Source organism: Methylobacterium amylolyticum (assembly GCF_030700245.1).
Classification (GTDB): domain Bacteria; phylum Pseudomonadota; class Alphaproteobacteria; order Rhizobiales; family Beijerinckiaceae; genus Methylobacterium.
Genome location: NZ_JAUYZI010000026.1, coordinates 54,791 through 79,234, shown reverse-complemented (window position 1 = coordinate 79,234; position 24,444 = coordinate 54,791). Strand labels below are relative to the sequence as shown.

Below are 24,444 nucleotides of genomic sequence, written 5' to 3'. Positions count from 1 at the left end.
CATGAAATAGGTATGCCCCTCCCGGGATACGCGCAAGGCCTTTCATGAACGTTGTTCCAAAAAAGTTGGGCAGGCCGTCGAAATCCGACCGGACCCGGGACGAGGAGCGGTTCGCCCTCGCCCGGATCGCGCTCGAACTGATCGAGCGCGGCGGTCTGGAAGCGCTCACGGCGCGCGCCGTGGCCGAGCGCGCCGGCCTGTCGGTCGGGGCCATCTACAAGGCGTTCGGGGATCTGGAGGCGTTGCGGATCGAGGCGAACGCCATCACCATGGGCGATCTCAGGCGCGTGCTCGAAGCCTCCCTCGCCCGGAGCGCGGGCGCGTCGGCCACGGAGCGGCTCGTCGCGCTGGCCGACGCCTACGCCGGGTTCGCCCGCATGCGCCGGAACGCCTGGACCGCCATGCTGGCGCCCCGGGTCTCGGACGCGCCGCCCGAGATCGCCAGCGAGATCGCCGCGCTGTTCGGGCTGATCGGCAGGGTGCTCGAGGACACCGGCAGGATCCCGGCCGCCGAGATCCCGGTGGCGGTGAAGGCGCTCTGGGCGAGCGTCCACGGCATGGTGCATCTCGGCGAGACGAACGGGCTCGGTCCGATCTCCCCGGACGACGTGCCGCGCATGACGCGCCTGCTCGTGACCGCCGCCTTGCGCGGCCTCATGGGCGACGACAATCCCGCCGAGAGGAACGTGGCCGAGGGATGAGGGCACCGTCCTCATGCCTCCACGAAACTGGACTCGCTCCGCACCGGTGGAGAGCTCTCTTCCTGGAGGAGGGTTCCGATGGCAGACCGGAAGCAACCCTTTACTCTGAGTTCCGTGTACACTTGCGTTTCTTGCCGAGGCGGTGCGACGGGCGCAGACGGGTCGTGTCCCTGTTGGTGGTGCAGCTCGCGCGGGCTGCTGGGTCGGAACGACGCGTGGGCCGTCCAGCGCTCCCGCCACATCATCCCGGAAGGCATCGCCCCGATCGTCGACAGCCGAGACAAGGGCCGGCCGAATCCGGCGGTGCGTCGAGGGCTGCGACGCAATCGGGCCACGACACGTCAGCCGGACGTTCGCGGACGCGGGGCGGCCGGTAGCCCGGGACGTCGTGTGGGCAACAGCATCCACAGTACTTCTGCCGGACATATTATGATGCAAGGCGGCTATTTTTGCAGTCCGTCTCGCCGGCTTGCCGATCATATGGAGCGAAAGGCATTAATTATTGCTTTGTAAACTATCAGAATTCATTTCGCGATCGTAAGATAAAATAAGCCTGCGCGTCGATATACTTTTAACGATCTGCGGCGCACGTCTCGGTAAACGAGAAGGCCAACAAAACTTGAAGAATCTCTTGGTGCCGGAACTGTGCACCGCCGGTTGGGGACATGCAGATGCCGTTCGATCCGAAGACGGATTTCTTCCTGCCAGACGGTCTGGCCTTCCATCCTCTGAACAGAAACGATGAAGGCGGAATTTTCGAGTTTTCGGCCGTTCTCACGAGCGAACGGGCCGATATGTTGAAATGCTATGACAAGAATGGGCGAGCCAAGAATCTCTATCGCCTAGATCCGGCACGTGACGGAGCGCCGGGAGACCGTGTGCGGGCCTACTGGTGTCCCTACGAGCACAACAGGACGCGGTATACGACGCTGACCCTGGACGCGGACTACATGTTCACGGCGATGATGGACGGCTGCACATTCGGCGTGGGTCATGCCGCGAGCGATGGCAGCGTCACGGTCACCCACGCGAACGCTCAGAATATGGATCAACGCGGAAATCATGCGCCGATGATCCAGGCGCAGAAAGACAGCACCTTGGCCAGACTCGGACCTCGGGCAAAGTTGTTCGAGCCGACCGCTTACCGATCGCGGGGGTATCTCTGGAAGAAAAACTATGACGTGTCCGCACTGACGTTCGGCGTGAAGGAAGGGAAGAAGTGGGTGTTTTACTCACATCGCTATAGGAAAATCGAGAACGGAAGCATCATAGAACATAAATACTATGAGACTTTGAAGATTTCATAACGCCGAAAGTCCTTCGATCGGATTGCAAGGTCCGACAGACGTCCGGCGATCGCGGAAGCCCGAGGCAGGACTCCCTGGCCGCAGCCCAGCGCGCCGGGCTCGGGTCCGCGACGCGGCGGCTTGTCGGCCGGGATCGCGTCGTGGTCGGCGAGCCGCGCCGGACCACCGTCCAGGGCCGAGACGGGGCCTCGCGAGAGCCCCAGTCTCGACCCGGCCAATTCTTCGATGTGAGTATCGGAGAGACGTCCCGCCACCGTCGCCGGGAGGCGGTCGGCGTCTCGCACGCGACCGAGCCGCCTCCGCGCCGCCGGTGTCGAACACATCGGTCATCGCTTCGAAACCCCGGCATGGGCCGATATCGCGCTTCGGCCTCCTCACCGCGCATCCTTCTGATAAGCAGAACCGGAAGTCGCGACTCCCCTCATGATCAGATGAATTAGGAGTTGTTACTTCGAAACAACACAACTCAAGGACGGGAGATGCGCCATGGAAGAGATCGAGAGCCGAACAATTCGCAAAGTGATGTGGCGGCTGGTGCCGTTTCTGATCCTCTGCTACTTCGTCGCCTATCTCGACCGCGTCAACGTCGGCTTCGCCAAGCTGCAGATGAATGCCGCGCTCGGGCTCTCGGATGAGGCCTACGGGTTCGGGGCGGGGCTGTTCTTCATCGCCTACTTCCTGCTCGAAGTGCCGTCGAACCTCGCCCTGAACAAGTTCGGAGCGCGGCTCTGGATCGCCCGCATCATGTTCAGTTGGGGCGTCATCTCCGCCCTGTTCGCCTTCATCGCTCCGATCGCGCGGGCGACCGGGCTCTCGAACGAGTGGGTGTTCTACATCCTCCGCTTCCTGCTCGGCCTCGCCGAGGCGGGCTTCTTCCCGGGCATCATCTTCTATCTCACGCTGTGGTTCCCCGCCGTCTACCGGGCCCGCGTCGTGGCGCTGTTCATGCTGGCGATCCCCTTCTCCTCGATCGTCGGCGCGCCGATCTCGGGCGCCCTGCTGAACATCACCGGCGCCGGGCTCGACGGCTGGCACTGGCTGTTCCTCCTCGAGGCCGTGCCGTCGATCGTGTTGGCCTTCGTCGTCGTCTTCTACCTCACGGACCGGCCGGTGCTGGCGTCGTGGCTGCGCGATGACGAGAAGGCGTGGCTCGAAGCGCGTCTCGACACGGAGCGCCAGGAGAAGACCGCGGTCGGGCACCTGAGCATCGGCAAGGCGCTCGCCGACCCGCGGGTGCTGGCCTGCTCGTTCGTCTATTTCTGCCTGAACGCGGCGAGCTACGGCGTCGCGTTCTTCCTGCCGACCATCGTCAAGGGGTTCGGAGTCAGCGACCTCCAGACCGGATTTCTCTCCGCGCTGCCCTTCGTGTTCGGCGCGGTCGGGATGGTCCTCCTCGGCCGCAGTTCCGATCGCACGCTGAAGCGGCGCGAGCACTTGTGCTTCGCCATGATCCTCGCTGCCGTCGGCCTCGCGGGTGCCGCGCTGACCTCGAACCCGATCCTGGTGCTCGGACTGCTCTGCCTGAGCCAGATCGGCGTGTCGGCGACGCCGCCGCTGATGTGGCCGATCCCGACGGCCTTCCTGGCCGGCAGCTCGGCGGCCGCCGGGATCGCGGCCATCAACTCGATCGGCAACCTGTCCGGCTTCTTCGGGCCGTTCGTCATGGGCTATCTCAGGGACATGACGGGCAACTTCACGGCCGGGCTGCTCGTCCTGGGCGGCTGCACCCTCGCGGGCGGGATCGTCGCGATGACCTTGAAGGTCAGCCGGGACTTGGAGCGTGCGCAGACCGCGAAGGCCGCACCGGCGGAGTGAGGCGAAGCGCGCGCAGGGTGGCGGCCGGAAGCCCGTGGCCGCCACCCGCGCACGGCCGCGGCGGACGAACCGGTCACCGACCTCCGACGCTCGACGTGTCGAGGGCGCCGTCGGCACCGGTCGCTTGGCTCACCGTGGCCGCGGCGGGCATGCTCCCGGCGCTCCCGCTGTTCCGGGGTGTGCCGCGCCCCTTCGCCGAACCGGCCTCCGCATCGGCAAACTCCGCGTCGGCGAAGGAGCGCGCTACCCGAACGCCCCCACCTCGTGCTGGATCATGCCCGAGATCTCCCGCACCCCCGCGAACAGGGCGGCGATCGGCGCGAACAGGTCGCGGTGCTCGGCCTCGTAGGTGCCGACGTCGCGCGGGCCCGTCGGCTCGCCGAAATTGAGGCCGAGCGTCGGGTCGGGGGTGACGGGGAAGATGTCGTCGAGGAGCTTCAGGCTGCCGTCGATGTCGAGGCGCAGGAAGCGCTCCAGGAGCTGCTCGCGGGTGATCCCGGCCTGGGGCCGGAAGCCGGGGATGTGCACGGCCAGGAACCAGATCTGGTGGACCAGGGCGAGCCGCAGGGCGTGCAGCAGGGTCAGCCGGGCCGGCATGGCGATGAGGTCGGGGGCGGCGGCGCGCAGGCTGAGCCAGTCGCGGGTGAGGCGGCCGAACAGGCTGCGCAGGGCAGGGGCGAGGTCGAGCCGCTCCAGGGCGCCCGCGATCACCACCAGCTCGTCGCGGCGGAAATCCTTCTGGGTCCGCCGCGCCCGCTCCAGCCACACCGCCGGGTCGAGGGTGTCGATGTAGGCGCGCAGCACGTCGAGGTCGCCCACCGAGGCCGCGTGCTGCACCAGCCGGAAGGCGCGGGAGAAGCGCACCGAGTCGCGGCGCATGTCGCGGAACAGGTCGGGGCCGCGGCCCGCCGCCCGGCCGAGGCCGTGGAGCGAGTTGGCCAGGAAGCCGAGCTGCTGGAGGATGGCGTTGTTGGGGATCGCCCGCATCTGGCGCGGGTGGGTGATCCGCGCCGGTCCGCCGTCGTCGCTCTGGCGCGCCACCGGGCGCGAGCCGGTGCGGTCGATCAGGCTGGGGCCGAAAGTGCCGAGCAGTGCCGCGTAGCCGGGATCGTCGACCAGCGCCTCCATCTCCTGGCGCACGACCGTGAAGAACTCCAGGGCGAAGTCCGGCTCGGCGTAGATCGGGTCCTCGGCGCGCGCCTCGGCCGGATCGCCGAGCGCGTAGTCGGGGAACGCCTCCTCCTCGGCGGCGTCGAGGGCGTAGACGTGCTCGGCGATCCGGGCGACGCAGGCGTCGGCAAGCGCCGGCGTGCCGAACAGCAGGTAACCGTCGGTGCCCTGGAAGCTCGATTCGAGCCGGGTGCGGATCCCCGCCTTGCGGCAGCGGTCGCGGGCGTCCTCGGGGGCGAGGTAGGCGAGGCGGTCGCGCAAGGATGTCGGGTGGGCGCCGCGGCCGATCGACTCGCCGTGGGTGTCGAAGATCGCGAGTTCCACGTCGGCGAGGCCGTTCTGCACCATCATCTCGGTGATGCGCAGGCGCAGGCGCTCGATCCAGAAGGTGGCGGCGAGCTGGCCGACGTAGCGGCCGGAATCCGAGTAGCCGAACTGCACGGTCAGCCGGCCGATGCGCTTGAGATGGGCCCGCCAGTGCGGGCTGCGCAGGGCGTCGTCGAGCACCCGGATGCCCTGCTCCAGGGCACTCGCGGTCTCGAACAGCGGGGTGATCTCCAGCCGGTCGCCGATCCCGTAGTGCCGGGCGAGCCAGAGGGCGGCGAGCAGGGTGTAGCCGGTCTCGGTCTCGGCGATCAGGAAGCGCACCGGGTGGGTGCCGTCGACGTGCTTGAGGATCTGGGCGATCGTCATCATCAGCCGCGCGGCGGACGCGCGCTCGGCGGCGAGCGCCCCGAAATCGACCGCCACCGGCCGCACGTCGGTGAGCAGGGCGTGGATCGCGGCGAGGTGCGAGCGGCGCCGGGCCGGGTCGGTGGGCTCGCCTTCGAGGTCGATCACCCGGCGCACGGCGTTGTGGATCTGGCTGGCGTTGAGCCGGAAATGCGGCAGCGCGTTCGACAGGCCGTGGGTGGCCACGCCTGCGCGCAGCACCAGCAGCGCCCGCCGGTCGGCGTCGTCCCCGGCCCCGGCGATCGCCTCGGTGAGAGCGGCCACGAGGGGGCCGGCATCGGTCTGGGCGCGGTCGCGCTCGATGATCAGGCCCAGCGCGAAGCGGTGGACCGCCTCCAGCGCGGGCTGGTCGCCGAGCCGCGGCGCCACCGCGAGCTGGCGCTCCACCGCGGCGCGGGCGCCCTCGGCCAGCTCCCGCGCGGCGCGGGCGCTGGGGATGGCGGGCAGCCCGGCGATCACCCGGTCGAACTGCATGCGCTTCGAGATCAGCCGGTAGCGCAGGGTGTCCCACCAGCCGATATCGGTCCGCCCGTCGGTGTCGCAGCCGACCCAACTCGCCACGGCGAAGGGGCGGGGCGTCAGCGCGGTCCAAGATTCGGAGCCAGCCTCGGGCCAGCGGGCGCGGGCTGCGTCGAGCAGGGCGCCGTTGAAGCCGTCGAGGGCGAGGCGGGCGTTGTTGGCGGCCGCACAGGCCTGCTCGAACTCAAGGTCGAGGCTGATCGGCGCGTCGGGCCGGGTCGAGAGCGCGGCCGCGCGGGCGATCAGGTCGGCGCGGGCGCCCGCCTCGGGCAGGCTCGCGGCCTGGGCGAGCAGGGCCGCCACCGCCCGCGGCATGCCGAAGGTCGGGTGCGCGGTGAACACGATCGCGAAGGCGGTGCGGTGGACGAGGGCGGCGAAGGCCTCGAAGCCGCCGGCCCGGTCGGGCGCCGCGGCGACGAGGCGGACCGGCATCGCCCCCTCCGGCGCCTCGCGCCCGTCGAGCCCGACATAGGCGCGCAGGCGCTCGGCCCGGGCGGCGAGGGCGGCGGCGCGCAGCCGCGCGAACAGGGGCTCGAGGTCGCCCGCGGCGATCTCGCCCCGGTCGAAGCGGCGGGTGATCGCCAGCGTCACCGCCAGCACGGGGTTGCGGAACGGGTCCTCGCTCGCCTGCTCGCGGGCGCTCTCGACGAGGCCGAGGAGGTCGGCCTCCAGCGCCTCGGGGCCGCGCGTCTGCTCATCCTGCATGATCGGCCCCGCCCCGTACCCGCGCACCCGCGCCCGGACCGGGCGCACGCAAGGCGCGTTCCGCCCGGGCGGTGCCGTGTGCGGTGCCGAAGGTCAATGCCGGATGTCGATGCCGGATCGGGCCGATATGGGGTGACGCGGCCCGGCGCGTCGGGCTATCTCTGCCGGTCTGATGGAGCGTCTGCTGATCATCCTGGCCGTGCTGATCGGCGTCGCCGCGGGCGTGTCCGTCATCGCGATGCGCGCGCGCAGCCAGCGGCCACCCCTGCGCATGGACCACGACGTCGACGAGGCGGACGAGCCCCTCGTCCTCGGACGGATCGGCGCGCCGGCGAGCCCGATCGACCGCTCGGCCGAGATCCTGGACGCGCGGGTGGTGGAGCGCGAGATCAGCGAACCCCTGCGCCGGCTGGAGCAGCGGCGGCAGGCGGGTGGGTCCCCGCCCGACCCGGCGCGGCCGGATCCCGGGGCGGAGGGCGGCCGATGAGCGGCGCGGCGCGGCGATGCCCGCGGCGGGGCCGCGGCTCCGGTCGGCTCCTGCTGGCGGCGCTGCTCGCCTGGGGCGGCGGGGGCGGTGCGGGCGTCGCGGCGCCGGCGGGCGGCCCAGGCCAGGCGCGGGTCCAGCCGCCCACGCCGGAGACCGACCCGAACCCCATCCCGGCCGAGCCGCCCGCCGCGTTGCCGACCCCGGCGGCGGGGCCGGACGGGCCGGTCGCCTGCCGGACCCAGGCCGCCCGCTACGAGGACGGGCGCGGCTTCGTCCTGATCGTCACCCGGCTCGGGCAGGTCCGGGTCGAGAACCCGCTGCGGCCGCTCACCCCCGAGGTGACGCGGGTGCTGCAGGTGGTGATCGGCGGCAAGGTCGCCACCGCCTACGGAGCCGACTTCGCCACGCTGCGCCGGGGCGGCACCCCGGCCGCGGTCGAGGCCCTGCTCGGCGGCCCCGTCCGCTGGGAGGCGGAGCTCCCGGCCCTGCCGGACGGGCTGGCGATCGTCGGGGAGGACGGCGCGTCGCTCGGGCAGCTCGACTTCCGCGCCTGCGAGGCGCCCCCCGCGGTCAAGGCGCCGCCCCAGGCCGCCAAGGGCAAAGGCAGGGGGGAGGGCAAGGGGGAGGGCAAGACGGGCAAGGAGGGCAGGCCGAACCGGGCGGCCGGCCGCGAGGGCGGCGCGAAGACGCCCGCGGGCTTCTCGATGCCCCAGGGGGCGATCGGCGAGTGAGCGGCGCCGGTCCCCGGCGCCGCCGGGCGGCTACTTCTGCTTGGCGATGACCTTGTCCTTGATCCCGTCGTAGACCGATTCCGGGATGATCTTCTTGGACACGAGCTCGTCCTTGCCGCGGTAGGGGCGGCCCTTGACGATCGCCGCGGCGCGGGCGGCGCCGATGCCCGGCAGCTTGTCGAGCTCCTCGGCGCTGGCGCTGTTGAGGTCGACCAGGGCGGTCTTGGCCGCGTTCGGGCTGCCGGCGACGGGGGCGCTCGGCGCCATCGGCTTGGCGGGCGCCGCCGGGGCGGTCGGCGTCGCGGGCGCCGGGGCGGGGGACTGCGCCAGGGCGGGCGCCGCGCTGAGCGCCGCGCAGAGGGCGAGGGCGCGCAGGGCGCGGGCGGTCGTGGTCGGGGCCAGGATGGAGGCCATGGGGGTTCTCCGGGGAGTCCGGCGGCCGCTCGGGCGCGCCTGACGAAATCTCGGCCGCGCGACTTGAACCCGCGCTTAACGGGCGCGCCCAGGCTTGCGCTCCGGCACGGCCCGGCGCATGGGCGGGCCGCCCGTCGCCGGAGCGCCCATGCGCCGCTACGCCGTCTATGCCCTGCCCGCGCCGGGCTCCGCCCTCGACGCGTTCGGGCGCGCCGTGCTGGGCTACGACAGCGCGAACGGCGCGGCCGTGCCGCACCCGCCGGGCCTCGACGATCTCGCGGCGGTGACCGGGTCCCCGCGCGTCTACGGCTTCCACGCCACGCTGAAGGCGCCGATGCGCCTCGCCCCCGGGCACGGCGAGGCGGATCTGGTCGCGGAGGCGCAGCGGCTGGCCGCGGGCCATCCCCCCGTCGCGGTCGGGCCGCTCCGGATCGCCGCCCTCGGTCCCTTCCTCGCCCTGGTGCCGGAGGCGCCGCCCCCGGCGCTCGGCCTGCTGGCGGCGGAGTGCGTCGCGGCCCTGGACCCTCTGCGCGCGCCGCCGACCGAGGCCGAGCGCGCCCGCCGCCGGCCCGAGCGGCTGGACGCCCGGGAGCGCGCGCTGCTCGACCGCTGGGGCTACCCGCACGTGTTCGAGCGCTTCCGCTTTCACATGACGCTCACCGACGCCCTGCCCGAGGCGACCCGGGCGGCGTGGCACGCGCGCCTCGCGGCGGCCTACGCGGCCGCCGGGCCGGAGCCGCTGACGATCGACGCGCTCGGTCTGCTGCGGCAGGACGGGGCGGAGCCGTTCCGCCTGATCGCCCGGATCCCGTTCGCGACTGCCTGATTCGCGAGCACCTGATTCGGGGGTGTCTGAGCGGTCCCGAATGTCTCGTCCCCCGTCCGGCTGAACCGCGCGGTCGGCCGCTTCGTCCTCGCGAACGACGGCGAAGCGACGCAGGCGTCGCGCGCTACCCGCAGGTGGCGCCGGATCGCTTCGGCTTCATCGCTTCGGCTCCGCCTCGCGATGACGGCGGGAGGTCGATCCGAGCGCCTCAGCCGGACGCGGTCTCAGGGAGCCCGGACCATCTCCAGCGGCTTGCCGCCACCGGTCTTGGCGTAGCTCTCGGCCCCCGAAGGCTCGAAGCTCAGGGACGTCTCGGGCTTGCCGTAGAGCATGAGCGTGAAGTCCTCGACGCGGGCCGTGTCGAGCCTGAGCCGGGCGACCGCCGGGTCGCACGGGGTGCCGGTCTTCAGGCTCAGCTCGGTCTCGCCCTCCTTCGCCCCCCTGGTGAGGGTGAGCGGGCACAGGACCGGCCCGCCGGGGCGGCGCAGCGCCCACGCGCCGACCAGCGCGGGCGCGTGGGGCGCCCGCTCCACGCCGGCCCTGGCCCGGACCATGAAGTGGACCGGCGGGGTCTCGAACGCGGTCTTCAGGAGCGTGGTCTCGTCCTCCCCGAATGCGAGGAGGACCTTGCCGTCCGGGCCGAGGAGCCGGACGCCGCCCTGGTACTCCCAGGCCACGGCCCGCGCGACGGCGGGCAGGCGCGCCGCGCACGCCGCGTCCGGGGTCGCGCGCCAGGCCTTGCCGGCGCGCTCGGCCGCCAGCGCAACCCGGCAGCCTGGCCTGCCGTCGTCGGTGGCGACGAGCCACGTGCCGGCGCTGTCCGCGATGAAGGACGGCACGGGCGCGGCCACCGCCTCCGGGCCGAGGGCGAGGAGGAGGGCGGCGAGGAGCCCGCGCATGGTCGAGGGCGCCTCAGTTCTGCTTGACGAGTTCGACGCGCCGGTTCTTGGCGCGTCCCTCATCGGTGTCGTTGCTCGCCAGCGGTGCGGCCATGCCGACGCCCTGCGCGGTCATGCGCCCGCCCGGAATCCCCGCGCCCGTCAGCGCGGTGACGACGGCCTGCGCGCGGCGGCGCGAGAGATCGAGGTTGTAGTCGAGGCCGGCCTGATTGTCGGTGTGCCCGACCACCAGCACCTTGGTCGCGGGCGCACCGCGCAGGAAGCTCACCAGCTCGGCGAGCTGCGGCTGGCTCTCGGGCTTGATGTCGGCCTTGGCCGTGTCGAACTGGATGGCGTAGAGCGCGACGCGACCCTCCCGTGCCAGTCCCTGGCCCATGGCGCTCGCGGCGACCGTCTCCATGCGCTGCTCGCGCGCGGCCGTCTCCGCCGTGACGACGAGCGTCACCAGCCGCCCGACCCAGGCCTTGCAGTTCGAACCCGCGGACACGTCGCCGACGTTCCAGGCGAGCACCGCGGCCTTGCCGCCGCCCTTGGGCAGGTCGAGCAGGGTGTAGCGCTGCCCCGACCGGTCCTCCTGGAGCGCGCACTCCGTCCAGGGCCCGGCGATCATGTCGTAGGGGTAGAGCATGTGGATCAGGCCGGTCTTGCTGCCGCCCGAGCGCGCGGAGGTCGTCGACGAGCCGCCGCACTCGTCGCGGTTGCACTCGAACAGCACGCTGCCGCCCGCGTCCTTCACGGCCTGCTGGTAGCCGCGCACGACCTCGAGCGCCGAGCGGCCCTCCGGTTGCAGGTAGACCATCCGCGTGACCCGCCCTTCGACGGTGAGCGGCTCGGGGGGCAGGTACAGGTCGTTGTTGTGGGCATCCGCCTTGTCGGGGCGCCGTTCGAGCTTCGCATTCGGCAGCGCGATCTCGTCGAAGGCGCTGGCCTTGCTCTCCAGCAGGATGCCGCCGGCGTAGCGTGGCAGCACCGCGGCATCGCGCGCCCCGGGCGCGTCGCCGGGCGGGATCGCGCCGGCCTTCAGCGGCGGCGCGGCCTGCCGCGCGGGCGGGGGACCGGCCGCGATCAGGAACAGGGCGGCACAGGCGAGCAGTCGTTTCATCCCAACCCTCGGCATCGAAAGCGCCGCGGGACGTATACTGATCTGACGCGCATTCGCCAGCCGCAAAATGGTCGGTCCGAGCCGATACGGGCCTGTCAAGACAGAGAACGGCTGCCGATCGCAGAATTGGCGTTCTTCGGATGAACGGGAATCCAGTTCGGCCGCGCAGATCACGGGACGCAGGCGGCCGATCGCGCGCACCGGGACGGGACGAGCCCGGACCGCCCCGCGCGCGGGCACGCCGACGCCCTGGCAGCCCCGGCCCGGCGTCGGACCGCGCGCCGGGATCCGGCCTCAGGCCGCCGCGCGGATGAGATCGCTCGCCTTCTCGGCGATCATGAACACCGCCGCCTGGGTGTTCCCCGAGACGATGCTCGGCATCACCGAGGCGTCGGCCACCCGCAGACCGTCGACCCCGCGCACCCGCAGTTCCGGATCGGTCACCGCGCCGGGATCCCCGCCCATGCGGCAGGTGCCGCAGATGTGGTAGATGGTCTGCCCGTCGCGGCGGGCGAAATCGAGCCAGTCCGCGTCCGTCCGGCATTCGGGGCCGGGATTGAGCTCGGCCCCGCGGTAGGGGTCCATCGGCGCCGCCTCGACGATGGTCCGGGCGATCTTCATCCCCTCGACCATCGCCCGCCGATCCGCCTCGGTGGCGAGGAAGTTCGGGCGGATCGCGGGCGGCTGGAACGGGTCCGGCGAGACCGCGTGGATCGTGCCCCGCGACTCGGGCCGCAACTGCGTCACGCCGATCGTCATCCCGGGCAGGCGGTCGAGCTTGCGCTCGGCGGCGTTGGCGTAGCTCGCGTGCATGAAGAAGTACTGCACGTCGGGCCCGTCCAGCCCCGGCCGGGTGCGCACGAAGCCGTGGGCGAGGCCGGTGCCCAGCGTCAGGATGCCCCGCCGGGTGGCGAGGTAGCGGGCCGCCGCGAGGCCGAGGCGGAAGCCGCGGGTCTGCTCGTTCAGCGTCACCGGCCGGCGCACCCGCCAGTTCATGCGGGTGCAGTAATGGTCCATGTAGTTGGCGCCGACCCCCGGGGATTCCCGGCGCACCGGCACTCCGAGGCGGGCGAGGATCGCGGGATCGCCGATGCCGGACAGCTCCAGGATCTGCGGGGTCTGGGCGGCGCCGGCCGCGAGGATCACCGCGCCGCGGGCGCGGAACAGACGCTCCCGCCCGCCGACCCGTGCGACGACGCCGGTGGCCCGCGCGCCCGCGAATGCAAGGCGCAGGACGTGGGCGTCGGTCACGACCGCGAGGTTCGGCCGCCGCAACGCCGGACGCAGATAGGCGTCGGCGGCGCTGACCCGCCGGCCGCCGCGCTGGTTCACCTGATAATAGCCGAAGCCGTCCTGGGTGGCGGCGTTGTAGTCCGGGTTGCGCGGGTGGCCGGCGGCCTGCGCGGCGGCGATGAACGCCTCGGCGAGCACCGGCCGCTCGGCGACCTCGGTCAGCGGCAGCGGGCCACCGCGGGCGCGCAGCGGGTCGGGCGGCCCGTCGTAATCCTCGAGCCTGCGGAAATACGGCAGCACGTCCGAGAAACCCCAGCCGCGGCACCCGGCCTGGGCCCAGGCGTCGTAATCCTGCGGCTGGCCGCGCACGTAGATCATGCCGTTGATCAGCGTCGAGCCGCCCAGCCCCTTGCCGCGCGGGACCGAGATCACCCGGCCCCCGGTCGCCTCCTCCGGCTCGGTGCGGAAGCGCCAGTTGTAGGCCGGGTGCTGGAGCAGACGGCTGAACCCCGCCGGGACCGCGACCCAGGGGCTGCGCGCCCGGCCGCCCGCTTCGAGCAGCAGCACCCGCCGCGTGCCGGACGCGCTCAGCCGCTCGGCCAGCACGCAGCCGGCCGTGCCGCCGCCGACGATCACGTCGTCGAACGCGCCCGCCTCGACCGCGTCGATGTCGATCCGTGCCAAAGCCCCGCCCTCAACCCGCGTCCGGCAGCGCGCCCGAGAGAGCGCCCATGTGGCGGGCCATCAGGGCGATCTGGCACTCCAGCATCGGCAGCCCCTTCTGGACGCGGCAGCCCGCCGCCGACGCCGCGGCGAGCAGCGGCGTCGTCTCCGGATCCATGATCGCCTCGGCGACGAACTGGCCGGCGTGGAGCGCGGCGAGGTCGAACGGCGCCGCGTCGCCCGCGCGCATGCCGAGCGAGGTGCCGTTGACGAGGAGGTCGTGGTCCGCCTGCGCGCCCTCGGCGGCGACCGTGAGGTCCGGGTAGGCGGCGCGCAGGCGCTCGGCCAGGGCCCGGGCCTTGTCGGCGGTCCGGTTCAGGATCGTCAGGCGCGCGACGCCGGCCTCGGCGAGCGCGAAGGCGATGGCGCTCGCCGCGCCGCCGGCCCCGGCGAGCGCCGCACTGCGCCCGCGCGGCTCGACGCCCGAGGCACGCAGGGCCTCGACGAAGCCGACGCCGTCGAGCATCGTGCCGACCATGCGCCCGTCGGCCTCGCGCCGGACGCAGTTCACCGCCCCGATCTGCTCGGCCTCACGGGTGATCGCGTCGCACAGACCCGTCATCGCCGTCTTGTGCGGCACCGTGGCGATGAAGCCGCCGAAGTTCCGCAGGTGCCGCAGGCCGTCCATCAGCGCCGGCAGCCCGTCCGGCGGCACGTGCAGGGGCACGAGCACGCCGTCGATCCCGTGGCGGGCGAACAGCGCGCCCATCACCTCCGGGGCCTTCACGTGGTAGATCGGGTCCGCCACGATCCCGTAGACGCGGGTCCGCCCGGTGATCCCGGCCGCCGTCCTGCTCGTCCCGTCCATGGCCACTTGACCGCCCATCCGCACGCCTCGCCCGCTCACGTCATGTACAATCCGCCGGCCACGTCGACCGTCTGACCGGTGACGAAGCTCGCCTCGGCGGAGGTGAGGTAGAGCGCCAGATCCGCGACCTCCGCGGGCGCGCCGAGGCGGCCCAAGGGCGTCAGGCGGACCTGCTCGTCGTTGACCGCGCTGCCCACCGCCCGGACCATCGGCGTCTCGATGCGGCCCGGGGCGATGGCGTTGACGCGGATGCCGTGGGGGCCGAGTTCGGCCGCGAGGTGCTTGGTGAGGCCGATCAGGCCGGCCTTCGACGCCGCGTAGTGGCAGGCGACGATCGGCGAGTAGGTCTTGCCCGCCACCGAGGACAGGTTGACGATCCAGCCGCGCCCGGCCGCGCGCATCGCCGGCGCCAGCGCCCGGACGGTGTTGAACGCGCCCGTGAGGTTGACGGAGAGCACCCGGTTCCACTCGGCCGGGTCCATCTCCCAGACGCGGTGGGCCGCGCCGTCGTGCTTCGGGGAGATGCCGGCGTTGTTGACGACCGTGTCGAACGGCCCGCCCATCGCCTCGGCTGCCCCGGACAGGGCGGTCTCGACCGCCGGGTAATCCGCCACGTCGAGTTGCAGCGGCAGGGCCCGTCCGCCGGCCGCCTCGATCGCCGCCACGGTCGCGGCGACGTCGTCCGGGTTGACGTCGGCGACGCCGACCAGCGCCGCGCGCCGCCCGAACCCCTCCGCGATCGCCCGGCCGATGCCGCGGCCCGCCCCCGTGACGAGGACGCGCCGGCCCGCGTGGCTCGGGCGCCCGACGATCGCGTCCGGGTTGGTCTCCCGTTCGGTCATCTCAGATCCCCAGATAGGCGCGCCGCACGTGGTCGTTGTCGAGCAGCGCCTTGGCGGCGTCGGCCAGGACGATCTCGCCGTTCTCCAGCACGTAGCCCCGGTCGGCGACCTGGAGCGTGTGGAACACGTTCTGCTCGACGATCAACACCGTGGCGCCGGTCTTCACGATCCGGTCGACCACGTCGAACACCTGGGCCACCACGATCGGCGCGAGGCCGAGCGAGGGCTCGTCGAACATCAGGAGCTTCGGGCGGGCCATCATCCCGCGGGCGATGGCGACCATCTGCTGCTCGCCGCCGGAGAGGGAGCCGGCATTCTGGTCGAGGCGCTCGCGCACCCGCGGGAACAGGTCCAGCACCTCGGCGAGGGTCTCGGCCTGCCGCCCGCGCGCCGCGCGGCGATAGGCGCCCATCAGCAGGTTCTCCCGCACCGTCATCTCGGGGAAGAGCTGGCGCCCCTCCGGGATCAGGGTGACACCGCGCTCGACCATCTGGTGGCCGGAGAGCCGGGTCACGTCCTCGCCCTCGAAGGTGATGCGCCCCTGCGTCGGCGTCACGAGCCCGGCGATGGTGCGCAGCGTCGTCGTCTTGCCGGCCCCGTTGGCGCCGACGATCGTCACCACCTCGCCCGCGCGCACCTCCAGCGAGACGCCGTGCAGGATGCTGGTCGCGCCGTAGCCGGCGTCCACGCCCTCAAGCGCGAGCATGGACGAGCTCCTTGTGGACGAACTCCTTGCCGAGATACGCCTCTATCACGGTGGGGTCGCGCACCACGTCCTCCGGGCGCCCCTGCGCGATGATCTGCCCGGAATTCAGGACGATCACCCGGTCGGACAGCGCCATCACCGCCTGCATCACGTGCTCGATGGCGATGATGCTGACGCCGGTATCGCGGATCGACAGCATCAGGTCGATGGCGCGGCGCACGTCGGTCTGGTTGATCCCGGCCATCACCTCGTCGAGCAGCAGCACCCGGGGGCGCATCGCCATCACGCGGGCGACCTCCAGCCGCTTCAGCCCGCCGATGGTGAGGCCGCGCGCCTCCGCCCCGAGCCAGGGGGCGAGCCCCATCCGCTCGGCGGTCTCGCGCGCCACCGCCCGGGCCTCCCCCACGTCGCGGTGGCGGTGGAAGGCGCCGACCATGATGTTCTCCTCGACCGTCATGGCCGCGAAGGGCTGCACGATCTGGAAGGTCCGGCCTACCCCGAGGGCGGCGTAGTCCGCGGGCCGGCTCGGGTGCTGCCACGTCCCGTCCGGGGCGCGCACGCTCACGCTCCCGGCATCGGGCCGCAGGAAGCCCGAGATCATGTTGAACACGGTGGTCTTGCCGGCGCCGTTCGGGCCGATCAGGCCGAGGATCTCGCCCTCGCGCAGGGTGAAGCCGACATCGTTGGTCACGTGCAGGCCGCCGAAGCGCTTCTGAAGGCCCTCGACGCGCACGATGTCGTCGCCGACCGGCGGCCGCTCCGCCGTCCGCGGCGCGGCCGCCACCGTCGCGGCCTGCACGCCGCGGGCGGCCTTGCCGGGGCGGGTGAAGCGGGCGGCGAGCCCCATCAGGCCGTTGGGCAGGAACAGGACGACCAGGATCAGCACGAGGCCGTAGACGAGGCCGTGCAGCCCCAGCGCCTTGGCGCCGAGCCAGCCGCGGGCGAGCTCGGTGATCGGCACCAGCAGGACCGCGCCGAGCAGCGGCCCGAACACCGTGCCGAGGCCGCCGATCAGCGCGAACATCGCGATCTGGATCGACAGGGTCAGCGAGAACATCGCCGCCGGCTCGATGAAGGTCAGGTACATGGCGTGGAAGGTGCCGACCATCGCGGTGAGCGCGCCGGACACGGACACGGCGACGAGCCGCACGGCCACGGTCCGCACGCCGGCCGCCCGGGCGGCCGATTCCCGCTCGCGGGTGGCCACGAGGTGGAAGCCGATCCGGTGCCCGCGCATCCACCACGCGATCGCCAGCGTCAGCAGCAGCAGGCCGAAGGCGATGGCGAGCGGCGGCCAGCGGTCGCGGAACACCATCCACGTCCAGCCGAACTTCAGCGGGATCATCAGGCCGGTGGCGCCGCCGGTCAGGTCCCGGAAGTGCAGGGCCAGCACGCGGAAGACTTCGAGGAAGGCGATGGTCGCCAGCGAGAAGAACGGCCCGTGCAGCCGGAAGCAGGGATAGCTGATGGCGAGCGCGACGAGCACGGCGAGGCCGGCACCGGCGAACATCCCGAGCCACGGGCTGATCCCGGCGCCGACGAGCAGCATCCCGCAATAGGCGCCGAGCCCGTAGAAGATGCCGTGGCCGAGCGAGAGCTGCCCGGCGAAGCCGCCGACGATGTTCCAGGCGGTCGAGAGTGCCGCGAACACGCAGATCGTGATGAAGACGTGGTAGACGAACGGGTTGCCGACCGCCACCGGCACGGCGACGAGCGCGACGAGCAGGATCGCCAGCGCGAGTGCGCTCAGGCGGGGGACGGCGCGGGGGACGGGGGCTGCGGCCGGCGCGGGGATCGGGATGTCGGTCATCGCGCGGGCTCTCACGGCGAGACGTGGGACAGCCGGAGCTGCCGGCCGAACAGGCCCGAGGGCCTCAGGATCAGGATCGCCAGGAAGACCCCGAAGACGGCGACCTCGCGCATGTCGGCGCCGACGTAGAATCCGGTGACGCTGTCGATAAGGCCGATCAGGATCGCCCCGGCGAAGGCGCCGCGGATCGAGCCGAGCCCGCCGAGCACCACGACGACGAAGGCGATCAGCACGAAGTAGGTGCCGCTGTTGGGCGAGGTCGGGTAGAGCGGCGCGATCAGCACCGCGGCCACCCCGACGCAGGCGGCGCCGATGCCGAAGGTCAGGGCGTAGATCCGGTCCACGTCGATGCCCATCAGCTCGGCCGCCGCGCGGTTCTGGGCGACCGCCCGGATCGCCCGGCCGGTGCGCGTGCGCGCCAGGAAGAGCTGGAGCCCCGCCACCAGCACGATCGCCGCCCCGAGGATCACCACCTGCCCGAGCAGCACCCGCACCGGCCCGATCTCCACGGGCTGGCGCAGGCCCGAGGAGGGCGTGTTGGCGATGTCGGCCCCGAACACGAGGAGGGCGAGGTTGATCAGCGCCGTCGACAGGCCGACGGTGGCGAAGATCTGGATGTGGTGGTCGCCGGCCGCGAGCAGCGGCTGGATCAGCAGCCGCTGCGTCAGGGCGCCCATCAGGAACAGCACCGGCACGACGAGGATCACCGCCGCGAACGGGTGCAGCCCGAGCCCGGTGACGGCGAGGTAGGTCAGGTACATCCCGACCATCAGGAACTCGCCGTGGGCGAAGTTGACGACCTTCACGATGCCGAAGATCAGGGTCAGCCCGACGCTGACGATGGCGAACAGGCCGCCGAGCATCACCCCGTTGGCGAGCACCTGCAGGAAGACGTCCATCCCCGATCTCCGGTACGGCGGCCGCGCTACTTGCGCATCTCCATCGGCGCGACGGCGGCGCTGTCGGGATAGACGGTGACGAGCTTGCCGTTCTGCCACTGCATGCCCATCATCGCGGCACGCTCGTTCTGGTTGTTCTTGCCGAACTTGAACCCGTAGCCGACCGCGGTGACGCCGTCGGCCACGTCGATACCCTTGACCGCCTTGATGATCGTGTCCGGCTCGAAGCCCTTCGCCTTGTCGATCGCCTGGAGGATGAGCTTGGCGCCGACGTAGTTGTTGAGCGAGTGGCCCGAGCGCGGCAGGCCGCCGTACTTCTTCTGGTAGGCCGCGACGAAGCTCTCGATGCCGGGCGTGTACTTGGTGTTGACGAGGTACTGGGTGAAATCGGTGTCGAGCACGCCCTCGATCACCTTGTGGCCGACCGCGTCGGCGGTCGGCTGCATCGAGTAGCCGCCGCCGCCGCCGATGATGGCGCCGGGCTTGAAGCCGGCCTCGTTGGCCTGCTGGAGGAACAGGACCGAATCGTTCTGGTAGGAGGTCTGGAGCAGCACGTCGATGCCGCGCCGCTTCAGGTCGAGGACGAGGGACGACATGTCGACCGTCGAGGCGGGGTAGCCCTGGGCGGTGACGACGTTGAGCTTGGCGCCGGCCGCGAACTTCTTCTGGAAGTTCGCCACGGAGGTGCCGTAGCTCGAATCCTCGTAGATGATCCCGATCTTCAGGTCCTCGGGCTTCTTGCCGAGGCCGGCGGCGACCTTGTTGACGATCATCTCCACCGCGAGCTTGGCCATGTCCTCGGCGGTCGGGTTGGTGCGGTAGAGGTATTGCAGGCCGCGCCCGGTCACCTCCTCGGCCACGGCGCCGAGCTCGAAGTACGGGATGCCCGACAGCTCAGCCACCTGGCTCGCGGCGATCGAGCGGGCGGAGGAGTAGGAGCCGAAGACCGCCACCACCTTCTCCAGGGAGATCAGGCGGCGCGCCTCGCCGATCGCCTGGTTGTTGTCGACTGCGTCGCCGCGGGCGAGCACCACCTTCCGGCCCTGGACGCCGCCCGCGGCGTTGACTTCGTCGACGGCGATCTCGACGCCCCGGGCGCTCTCCTCGCCGAGCAGCGCGAGCTGTCCGCTGAAGGGGAACAGGGCGCCGAACGTCACGTCGGCGGCGCGCGCCGGCGCGTGGACGGCCGCGGCGCCCAGCGCGAGGGCGGCGGCGAGGGTGCGTGCCAGAACTCTCATGGTGTTCCTCCCGTGGCGTTCGTCGTTCCGGCGCTTGGCACGCCCTTCTCTTCAGTAGGCGAGGGCGTCCTTGCCCTCGAAGCTGGTGATCGGCGGGTAGGCGCGCTGGTCGGTGATCACGTCGAGCACCGTGACGGTCCCGCTCGCGAGGGCCTCGCGCAGGGCGGGGCCGAGATCCGCGGGCCGCTCCACCCGCGTCCCGGCGCAGCCGCAGGCCCGCGCGATGGCGGCGTGATCCACCGCCTCGAAGTCGCAGACATCGGTGAAGCCGCCGAACAGGCTCAGCTCCGCGTGCTTCTGGTAGCCCAGGATCTGGTTGTTCAGGACAACGACCACGACCGGCAGTTTCATCCGCCGCGCCGTCTCCAACTCCGACCAGACGTGGCCGAAGCCGCCGTCGCCGGTCACGCAGATCACCGGCGCCTCGGGCCGGGCCGCCTTGGCGCCGAGGGCGAAGGGCAGGCCCCAGCCGAGCCCGGCGATGCCGCGCGGCGTCAGGAAACGCTGGCCGGCCCGCTTGGCGGTGAGGAAGTTGGCGATCCAGATCGAGGCGTAGCTCGCGTCGGCGACGACGACGGTCTCGGGGGTCGCCGCCGCGTCGATCTCGGCCATGATCCGCTCGGGCCGGATCGGCGCGGCGTCCATGTCGACGAGGCGGGCCATGTCCTCCGCGTGGGCGGCGCGGGCGCGGGCGACCGTCTCTTCGAGGCCCGCCCGGCGGCCCTCCAGCGCCGAGAGGTCGCGCTGGCGCAGGGCCGCGGCGAGGGCGGAGAGCGTCAGCTTGGCGTCGCCCACGAGGCGCAGCGCCTCGTAGTTGCGGCCGACCTCGCCCCCATCGACGTCGAGGTGGATGTAGCGGGCGCCCTCCGGGTAGAGCGACCAACTGTCGGTGCCGTTCTGGTTGGTACGGTTGCCGACGAGCAGGACCACGTCGGCCCCGGTCACCACCTCGCGCAGGTGGGAGGAACGGCCCCGCGGCGCCATGAAGTAGCCGACCACGCCGAGCGACAGCGGGTCGGTCTCGCAGACGGCGCCCTTGCCCATCACCGTCGTCGCCACCGGCAGCCCGAGCGCCTGGAGCGCGGCGAGTTCGGGGCCGGCGCCCGAGGCATGGACGCCGCCGCCCGCGATCACCACCGGGCGCTGCGCCCCGGCGATCAGGTCCGCGGCCTGCGCGACCCGGGCCGGGTCGGCGACCGTGCGGTCGAGCGGGTAGGTGCCGAGGCTCGCCGCGCGGCGCGGCGCGGCGGCGTCGAAGTCGGGGCGCTCGTCGAGGAGGTCGAGGGGCACCAGCAGCACCGCCGGCCCCGGCCGTCCGGAGGCGGCGGCGGTGAACGCCATGTCGACGTAGTCGTCGAGGCGCTCGCCCACCGCGACCCGCCGGACCCACTTGGCGACGCCCGCGAACAGGGCGAGGTGGTCGAGTTCCTGGAACGCGTTGCGGTCGGTGAAGCGGCGGTGGACGTCCTGGACGATCGCCACCACCGGCACCGACGCCTTCAGCGCCTCGGCGAGCCCCGGCACCAGCAGGGTCGCGGCGGGGCCGTTCTGCGCGGCGACCACCGCGACGCGGCCGGAGATCCGGGCGTAGGCGTCGGCCATCGCCGCGCCCGCGTTCTCGGTGCGGTAGCCGATCTGGCGGATACCGTGGTCGGGGGCGGCCAGGAACAGGGCCGAGGGGATGCTCTGGCCGAACACGTCGCGCACCCCGTGCCGCCGGAGCGCCGCGGCGAGGGCGTGGGCGCCGGTCATGTTGGCGCGCTCTGAGGTCTCGGGCATCAGCGGCTCCCTCCCTCGGTCCCGCTCATCGACAGGACGATCTTCCCGACATGCAGGCTCGCGTCCATCCGGGCGTGGGCCTCGGCGACCCGCTCCAGCGGGAACACGGAATCGATCGGCGGCCGGGCCCGGCCCTCGCGGAGGAGCGGCAGGACGTGCTCGGCCAGGGCGTCGGCGAGCTGTGCCTTCATGGCGACGGGCCGCGCCCGCAGCGTCGAGCCGGTCAGCGATACCCGCTTCATGAGGAGCGGCTGGAAGTCGACCTCGGCCCGCGAGCCCTGCTGGAAGGCGATCTGCGCGATGCGGCCGTCGACCGCGACCGCGTCGAGGTTGCGGGCGATGTAGGGGCCGCCGACCATGTCGAGGATCACGTCGGGCCCGCGCCCGTCCGTCTCCGCCCGCGCCCGCGCGACGAAGTCCTCGCGCCGGTAGTCGATCGCCGCGTCGGCGCCGAGGTCGCGGCAGGCGGCGCACTTCTCCGGGGAGCCCGCGGTGACGAGGACCCGGGCCCCGAACGCCTTGGCCAGCAGGATCGCCGTGGTGCCGATGCCCGACGCGCCGCCGTGGATCAGCAGGGTCTCCCCCGCCCGCAGCCGGGCGCGCTCGAACACGTTGCTCCAGACGGTGAAGTAGGTCTCGGGGATGCCCCCCGCCTCGACTGCGGACACGCCGTCCGGCACGGGCAGCGCCACCGCCTCGTCGACGACCGCCCACTCCGCGTAGGCGCCGCTGTGCACCAGCGCCATCACCCGGTCGCCGGGCCGGTAGCGACCGGCCCCCGGCCCCAGCGCCTCCACGGTGCCGGCGAGTTCGAGGCCGAGCACGTCGGAGGCGCCGGGCGGCGGCGGGTAGCGGCCCTCCCGCTGCATCACGTCCGGCCGGTTGATGCCCGCGGCCTCGACGCGGACCAGCACCTGCCCCTCCCCGGGCACCGGGCGCGGGCGCTCGACGATCCGGAGGGCGTCCGGGCCGCCCGGATTCGGGGCGGTCACCGCCCGCATGGTCGCGCTCATCGCTCGTCTCCCGCCGTGTCCGCCGCGCCCGGCACGAGCAGCACCTTCACCGCCCGCCGGCTGCGCGCCAGATCGAACGCTTCGAGGGCTGCGCCGAGGGGACGGCGATGGGTGATCAGGGTGCCGAGGGCGTCGGCGTGCGCGGCGAGCAGGCGGATCGCCTCGTCGAAGGCGGAGGCCGTGGTGTCGTGGGCCGCGCGGATCTGCTTCTTGCTGCGCACGAAGCCGGTCAGGTCGAGGTCGAGGGACCTGGAATGGATGCCGGCCACGGTCATCACGCCGCCCGAACGCAGGACGGCCAGTCCGTCCGCGACCGAGCGGGCCGCCCCCGTCGCCTCGATCACCCGGTCGGCCTGCCCGTCGAAGGCCTGCCGGACGGCGTCCTCCAGGCTGGCGCCGGCGAGGTCGGCCGTGCGGTGGATCCCGAGCGCGCGGGCGCGTTCGAGGCGGACCGCATCGTCGAGACCGGCCAGGAGCACGCGCGCGCCCCGCTGCTGCGCCACGAAGGCGATGCACAGGCCGATCGGGCCCGGCCCGAGCACCGCGACCCGGTCGCCGGGGCGGATCCCCGCCACGTCCACGGCGTTGACCGCGACCGCGAGCGGCTCGGCGAGCGCCGCGACCGGCAGGGGCAGGCCGTCCGGCAGGCGGCGGCAATTGGCGGCGGGCACCACGACCTGCTCGGCGAAGGCCCCGTCGGCGTGGAGGCCGACGATCGCGCGGGCCTGGCAATCCTGGGGCCGGTCCGCGGCGCAGGCAGGGCAGGCCCCGCACGGGACCGTCGGCCAGCAGGTGACGCGGTCGCCGACCTCAAGGGCGGTCACGCCCTCTCCCACCGCGCGGATCGTTCCGGAGAACTCGTGGCCGAGCGTGAGCGGCATGAACGCGGTCATGAACGCGTAGCCTGGCGTCCACGCGAAGGCGTGGAGGTCGCTGCCGCAGATGCCCGCCGCCGCGACCGCGACGGTCACGCGCCCGGGTCCGGGCGCGGCCGGTTCCTCGACCTCGACGAGATCCGCCCCGAAGGCGGCCGTCGCCTTGCGCAACGCGAGCATTTCCGTCCCCTGTCGGCCGCCGGGTCTCGAAGCCCGGCGGCCGGCGCCGCGGCGGGAGCCGTCGACGCATCGTGTAATTTGTTATAACAAGTTACAGACCACGGGGAGGTCCATGTCAAGCGCCGCGCCGTCGGAACCCGGATCGGGCGAGAACCCGCCGGACTGGGTGCGTCCGATCGTGAAGGAGAGCCTGAGCGAGCGCGCGTATCGCGAGCTGCGGGTCGCGCTGATGCGCGGACAGTTGCGGCCGGACACGCGCCTGCGGCTGCGGCCGATGTCGGCCCGGTTCGGCATCAGCGCGACGCCGATGCGCGAGGCGCTGCTGCGGCTCGTCTCGGAGAAGGCCCTGGCGCTCGACGCGCGCGGCAGCGTCGTCGTGCCGAGGCTGACGCTCGACCAGCTCCTGGAGATCCGGGCGATCCGCACCGACCTCGAAGGGCGCGCCGCCGCCGCGGCGATCGAGGCGCCCGCGGGCGGGATCGATGGTCTCGACGCGATCCACGGGCAGATCTCGGCGTGCCACGCGAGCGGCGACTTCGCGCGCGCGGTCGATCTCAACACCGAGTTCCACCTCGCCCTGTGCCGACTCGGGGGGATGCCGATCCTGTACGAGATCGTCGAGCTCCTCTGGGTGCGCTGCGGCCCGATCCTCTCCCACCTCTACGACGACGGCCTCCCGGATTGGGAGCCGCACCCGCACCGGCGGATCATCGACGCGATCCGCCGCGGCGACGCGGACACGGCGCGCGACGCGGTCCGCGAGGACATCGAGCGCGGCGGGCGCGGCCTGTTCGCCCATGTCCGCGCCGCCCAGCCGTGACCGTGCGGGGACCGGGCCGCCGGCCCGCGATCACCGCGGGCACCGGACGGAACAGCCCCGGCGCGGGGCCGGGGCTGTCGTTGCCGGTCCGCGGCATGGCCCCAGGCTCA

The 24,444-nt window shown here is 72.6% G+C and carries 21 protein-coding genes; 7 read left to right on the top strand and 14 right to left on the bottom strand.

Features of this window, described 5'->3' with window-relative positions; translation table 11 throughout:
• Positions 1–44: 44 nt before the first annotated feature.
• From Q8W71_RS18745 to Q8W71_RS18735, 3 genes are all read left to right on the top strand, one after another.
• Positions 45–701, top strand: a complete 657-nt coding sequence (locus tag Q8W71_RS18745; RefSeq protein ID WP_305526913.1) for a TetR/AcrR family transcriptional regulator — start codon at positions 45–47, stop codon at positions 699–701.
• Positions 702–1,366: 665 nt separating this feature from the next.
• Entirely contained in the window at positions 1,367–2,008 is a 642-nt protein-coding gene (locus Q8W71_RS18740; protein WP_305526912.1) for a hypothetical protein, read from the top strand.
• A 486-nt stretch (positions 2,009–2,494) separates the two neighbouring features.
• On the top strand, positions 2,495–3,823 hold the full coding sequence (locus Q8W71_RS18735) for an MFS transporter (RefSeq protein ID WP_305526911.1): 1,329 nt from the start codon (positions 2,495–2,497) through the stop codon (positions 3,821–3,823).
• A gap of 243 nt (positions 3,824–4,066) precedes the next feature.
• Here the strand turns inward: Q8W71_RS18735 and Q8W71_RS18730 are convergent, their stop codons facing one another.
• Positions 4,067–6,949, bottom strand: coding sequence for a phosphoenolpyruvate carboxylase (locus tag Q8W71_RS18730; RefSeq protein WP_305526937.1), 2,883 nt, complete (start codon positions 6,947–6,949; stop codon positions 4,067–4,069).
• A gap of 172 nt (positions 6,950–7,121) precedes the next feature.
• On the opposite strand from Q8W71_RS18730, the gene Q8W71_RS18725 reads away from it, so the two are divergent.
• Positions 7,122–7,436, top strand: coding sequence for a hypothetical protein (locus Q8W71_RS18725; RefSeq protein WP_305526910.1), 315 nt, complete (start codon positions 7,122–7,124; stop codon positions 7,434–7,436).
• The gene (locus Q8W71_RS18720; RefSeq protein WP_305526909.1) at positions 7,433–8,167 is read left to right on the top strand and encodes a hypothetical protein; all 735 of its coding nucleotides are present in this window, start codon (positions 7,433–7,435) and stop codon (positions 8,165–8,167) included. The genes Q8W71_RS18725 and Q8W71_RS18720 overlap by 4 nt, the downstream gene beginning before the upstream one ends.
• A 30-nt stretch (positions 8,168–8,197) precedes the next feature.
• Here Q8W71_RS18720 and Q8W71_RS18715 read toward each other — a convergent pair whose 3' ends face one another.
• Entirely contained in the window at positions 8,198–8,581 is a 384-nt protein-coding gene (locus Q8W71_RS18715) for a ComEA family DNA-binding protein (protein WP_305526908.1), read from the bottom strand.
• A 148-nt stretch (positions 8,582–8,729) separates the two neighbouring features.
• On the opposite strand from Q8W71_RS18715, the gene Q8W71_RS18710 reads away from it, so the two are divergent.
• Entirely contained in the window at positions 8,730–9,407 is a 678-nt protein-coding gene (locus Q8W71_RS18710) for a DUF1045 domain-containing protein (protein WP_305526907.1), read from the top strand.
• Between the two features lie 224 nt (positions 9,408–9,631).
• On the opposite strand, the gene Q8W71_RS18705 is transcribed toward Q8W71_RS18710, so the two are convergent.
• From Q8W71_RS18705 to Q8W71_RS18650, 12 genes are all read right to left on the bottom strand, one after another.
• A complete protein-coding gene (locus tag Q8W71_RS18705) occupies positions 9,632–10,306 on the bottom strand; it encodes an AprI/Inh family metalloprotease inhibitor (RefSeq protein ID WP_305526906.1) in 675 nt (224 codons plus the stop codon).
• Positions 10,307–10,319: 13 nt separating this feature from the next.
• Entirely contained in the window at positions 10,320–11,408 is a 1,089-nt protein-coding gene (locus tag Q8W71_RS18700; RefSeq protein ID WP_305526905.1) for an OmpA family protein, read from the bottom strand.
• A 294-nt stretch (positions 11,409–11,702) separates the two neighbouring features.
• A complete protein-coding gene (locus tag Q8W71_RS18695; protein ID WP_370875462.1) occupies positions 11,703–13,325 on the bottom strand; it encodes a GMC family oxidoreductase in 1,623 nt (540 codons plus the stop codon).
• A 10-nt stretch (positions 13,326–13,335) separates the two neighbouring features.
• Positions 13,336–14,172: a shikimate dehydrogenase family protein gene (locus Q8W71_RS18690; protein WP_370875469.1), complete on the bottom strand. Its 837-nt coding sequence runs from the start codon at positions 14,170–14,172 to the stop codon at positions 13,336–13,338.
• Between the two features lie 35 nt (positions 14,173–14,207).
• The gene (fabG, locus tag Q8W71_RS18685; RefSeq protein WP_305526904.1) at positions 14,208–15,014 is read right to left on the bottom strand and encodes a 3-oxoacyl-ACP reductase FabG; all 807 of its coding nucleotides are present in this window, start codon (positions 15,012–15,014) and stop codon (positions 14,208–14,210) included.
• A 1-nt stretch (position 15,015) separates the two neighbouring features.
• Positions 15,016–15,720 (bottom strand): ABC transporter ATP-binding protein, encoded by a 705-nt coding sequence (locus Q8W71_RS18680; RefSeq protein ID WP_305526903.1) that lies wholly within the window; start codon positions 15,718–15,720, stop codon positions 15,016–15,018.
• A complete protein-coding gene (locus tag Q8W71_RS18675) occupies positions 15,707–17,530 on the bottom strand; it encodes a branched-chain amino acid ABC transporter ATP-binding protein/permease (protein WP_305526902.1) in 1,824 nt (607 codons plus the stop codon). The genes Q8W71_RS18680 and Q8W71_RS18675 overlap by 14 nt, the downstream gene beginning before the upstream one ends.
• 11 nt (positions 17,531–17,541) lie before the next feature.
• Positions 17,542–18,429, bottom strand: a complete 888-nt coding sequence (locus tag Q8W71_RS18670; protein ID WP_305526901.1) for a branched-chain amino acid ABC transporter permease — start codon at positions 18,427–18,429, stop codon at positions 17,542–17,544.
• Positions 18,430–18,455: 26 nt separating this feature from the next.
• Entirely contained in the window at positions 18,456–19,667 is a 1,212-nt protein-coding gene (locus Q8W71_RS18665) for an ABC transporter substrate-binding protein (RefSeq protein WP_305526900.1), read from the bottom strand.
• 51 nt (positions 19,668–19,718) lie between these two features.
• The gene (locus Q8W71_RS18660; protein ID WP_305526899.1) at positions 19,719–21,446 is read right to left on the bottom strand and encodes an acetolactate synthase catalytic subunit; all 1,728 of its coding nucleotides are present in this window, start codon (positions 21,444–21,446) and stop codon (positions 19,719–19,721) included.
• Positions 21,446–22,459: an NAD(P)H-quinone oxidoreductase gene (locus tag Q8W71_RS18655; protein WP_305526898.1), complete on the bottom strand. Its 1,014-nt coding sequence runs from the start codon at positions 22,457–22,459 to the stop codon at positions 21,446–21,448. The genes Q8W71_RS18660 and Q8W71_RS18655 overlap by 1 nt, the downstream gene beginning before the upstream one ends.
• Positions 22,456–23,514 carry a zinc-dependent alcohol dehydrogenase gene (locus Q8W71_RS18650; RefSeq protein ID WP_305526897.1) on the bottom strand — a complete coding sequence of 353 codons (1,059 nt, stop codon included), beginning with the start codon at positions 23,512–23,514 and terminating at the stop codon, positions 22,456–22,458. The genes Q8W71_RS18655 and Q8W71_RS18650 overlap by 4 nt, the downstream gene beginning before the upstream one ends.
• A gap of 112 nt (positions 23,515–23,626) precedes the next feature.
• Between Q8W71_RS18650 and Q8W71_RS18645 the strand changes: the two genes are divergently transcribed.
• Positions 23,627–24,334: a GntR family transcriptional regulator gene (locus Q8W71_RS18645; RefSeq protein WP_305526896.1), complete on the top strand. Its 708-nt coding sequence runs from the start codon at positions 23,627–23,629 to the stop codon at positions 24,332–24,334.
• Positions 24,335–24,444 lie beyond the last annotated feature (110 nt).

Excerpts from the sequence above, each read along its gene's own strand:
- Q8W71_RS18745 (WP_305526913.1), top strand. The coding sequence starts at position 45 with ATGAACGTTGTTCCAAAAAAGTTGGGCAGGCCGTCGAAATCCGACCGG.
- Q8W71_RS18740 (WP_305526912.1), top strand. The coding sequence starts at position 1,367 with ATGCAGATGCCGTTCGATCCGAAGACGGATTTCTTCCTGCCAGACGGT.
- Q8W71_RS18735 (WP_305526911.1), top strand. The coding sequence starts at position 2,495 with ATGGAAGAGATCGAGAGCCGAACAATTCGCAAAGTGATGTGGCGGCTG.
- Q8W71_RS18730 (WP_305526937.1), bottom strand. The coding sequence starts at position 6,949 with ATGCAGGATGAGCAGACGCGCGGCCCCGAGGCGCTGGAGGCCGACCTC.
- Q8W71_RS18725 (WP_305526910.1), top strand. The coding sequence starts at position 7,122 with ATGGAGCGTCTGCTGATCATCCTGGCCGTGCTGATCGGCGTCGCCGCG.
- Q8W71_RS18720 (WP_305526909.1), top strand. The coding sequence starts at position 7,433 with ATGAGCGGCGCGGCGCGGCGATGCCCGCGGCGGGGCCGCGGCTCCGGT.
- Q8W71_RS18715 (WP_305526908.1), bottom strand. The coding sequence starts at position 8,581 with ATGGCCTCCATCCTGGCCCCGACCACGACCGCCCGCGCCCTGCGCGCC.
- Q8W71_RS18710 (WP_305526907.1), top strand. The coding sequence starts at position 8,730 with ATGCGCCGCTACGCCGTCTATGCCCTGCCCGCGCCGGGCTCCGCCCTC.
- Q8W71_RS18705 (WP_305526906.1), bottom strand. The coding sequence starts at position 10,306 with ATGCGCGGGCTCCTCGCCGCCCTCCTCCTCGCCCTCGGCCCGGAGGCG.
- Q8W71_RS18700 (WP_305526905.1), bottom strand. The coding sequence starts at position 11,408 with ATGAAACGACTGCTCGCCTGTGCCGCCCTGTTCCTGATCGCGGCCGGT.
- Q8W71_RS18690 (WP_370875469.1), bottom strand. The coding sequence starts at position 14,172 with ATGGACGGGACGAGCAGGACGGCGGCCGGGATCACCGGGCGGACCCGC.
- fabG (WP_305526904.1), bottom strand. The coding sequence starts at position 15,014 with ATGACCGAACGGGAGACCAACCCGGACGCGATCGTCGGGCGCCCGAGC.
- Q8W71_RS18680 (WP_305526903.1), bottom strand. The coding sequence starts at position 15,720 with ATGCTCGCGCTTGAGGGCGTGGACGCCGGCTACGGCGCGACCAGCATC.
- Q8W71_RS18675 (WP_305526902.1), bottom strand. The coding sequence starts at position 17,530 with ATGACCGACATCCCGATCCCCGCGCCGGCCGCAGCCCCCGTCCCCCGC.
- Q8W71_RS18670 (WP_305526901.1), bottom strand. The coding sequence starts at position 18,429 with ATGGACGTCTTCCTGCAGGTGCTCGCCAACGGGGTGATGCTCGGCGGC.
- Q8W71_RS18665 (WP_305526900.1), bottom strand. The coding sequence starts at position 19,667 with ATGAGAGTTCTGGCACGCACCCTCGCCGCCGCCCTCGCGCTGGGCGCC.
- Q8W71_RS18660 (WP_305526899.1), bottom strand. The coding sequence starts at position 21,446 with ATGCCCGAGACCTCAGAGCGCGCCAACATGACCGGCGCCCACGCCCTC.
- Q8W71_RS18655 (WP_305526898.1), bottom strand. The coding sequence starts at position 22,459 with ATGAGCGCGACCATGCGGGCGGTGACCGCCCCGAATCCGGGCGGCCCG.
- Q8W71_RS18650 (WP_305526897.1), bottom strand. The coding sequence starts at position 23,514 with ATGCTCGCGTTGCGCAAGGCGACGGCCGCCTTCGGGGCGGATCTCGTC.
- Q8W71_RS18645 (WP_305526896.1), top strand. The coding sequence starts at position 23,627 with ATGTCAAGCGCCGCGCCGTCGGAACCCGGATCGGGCGAGAACCCGCCG.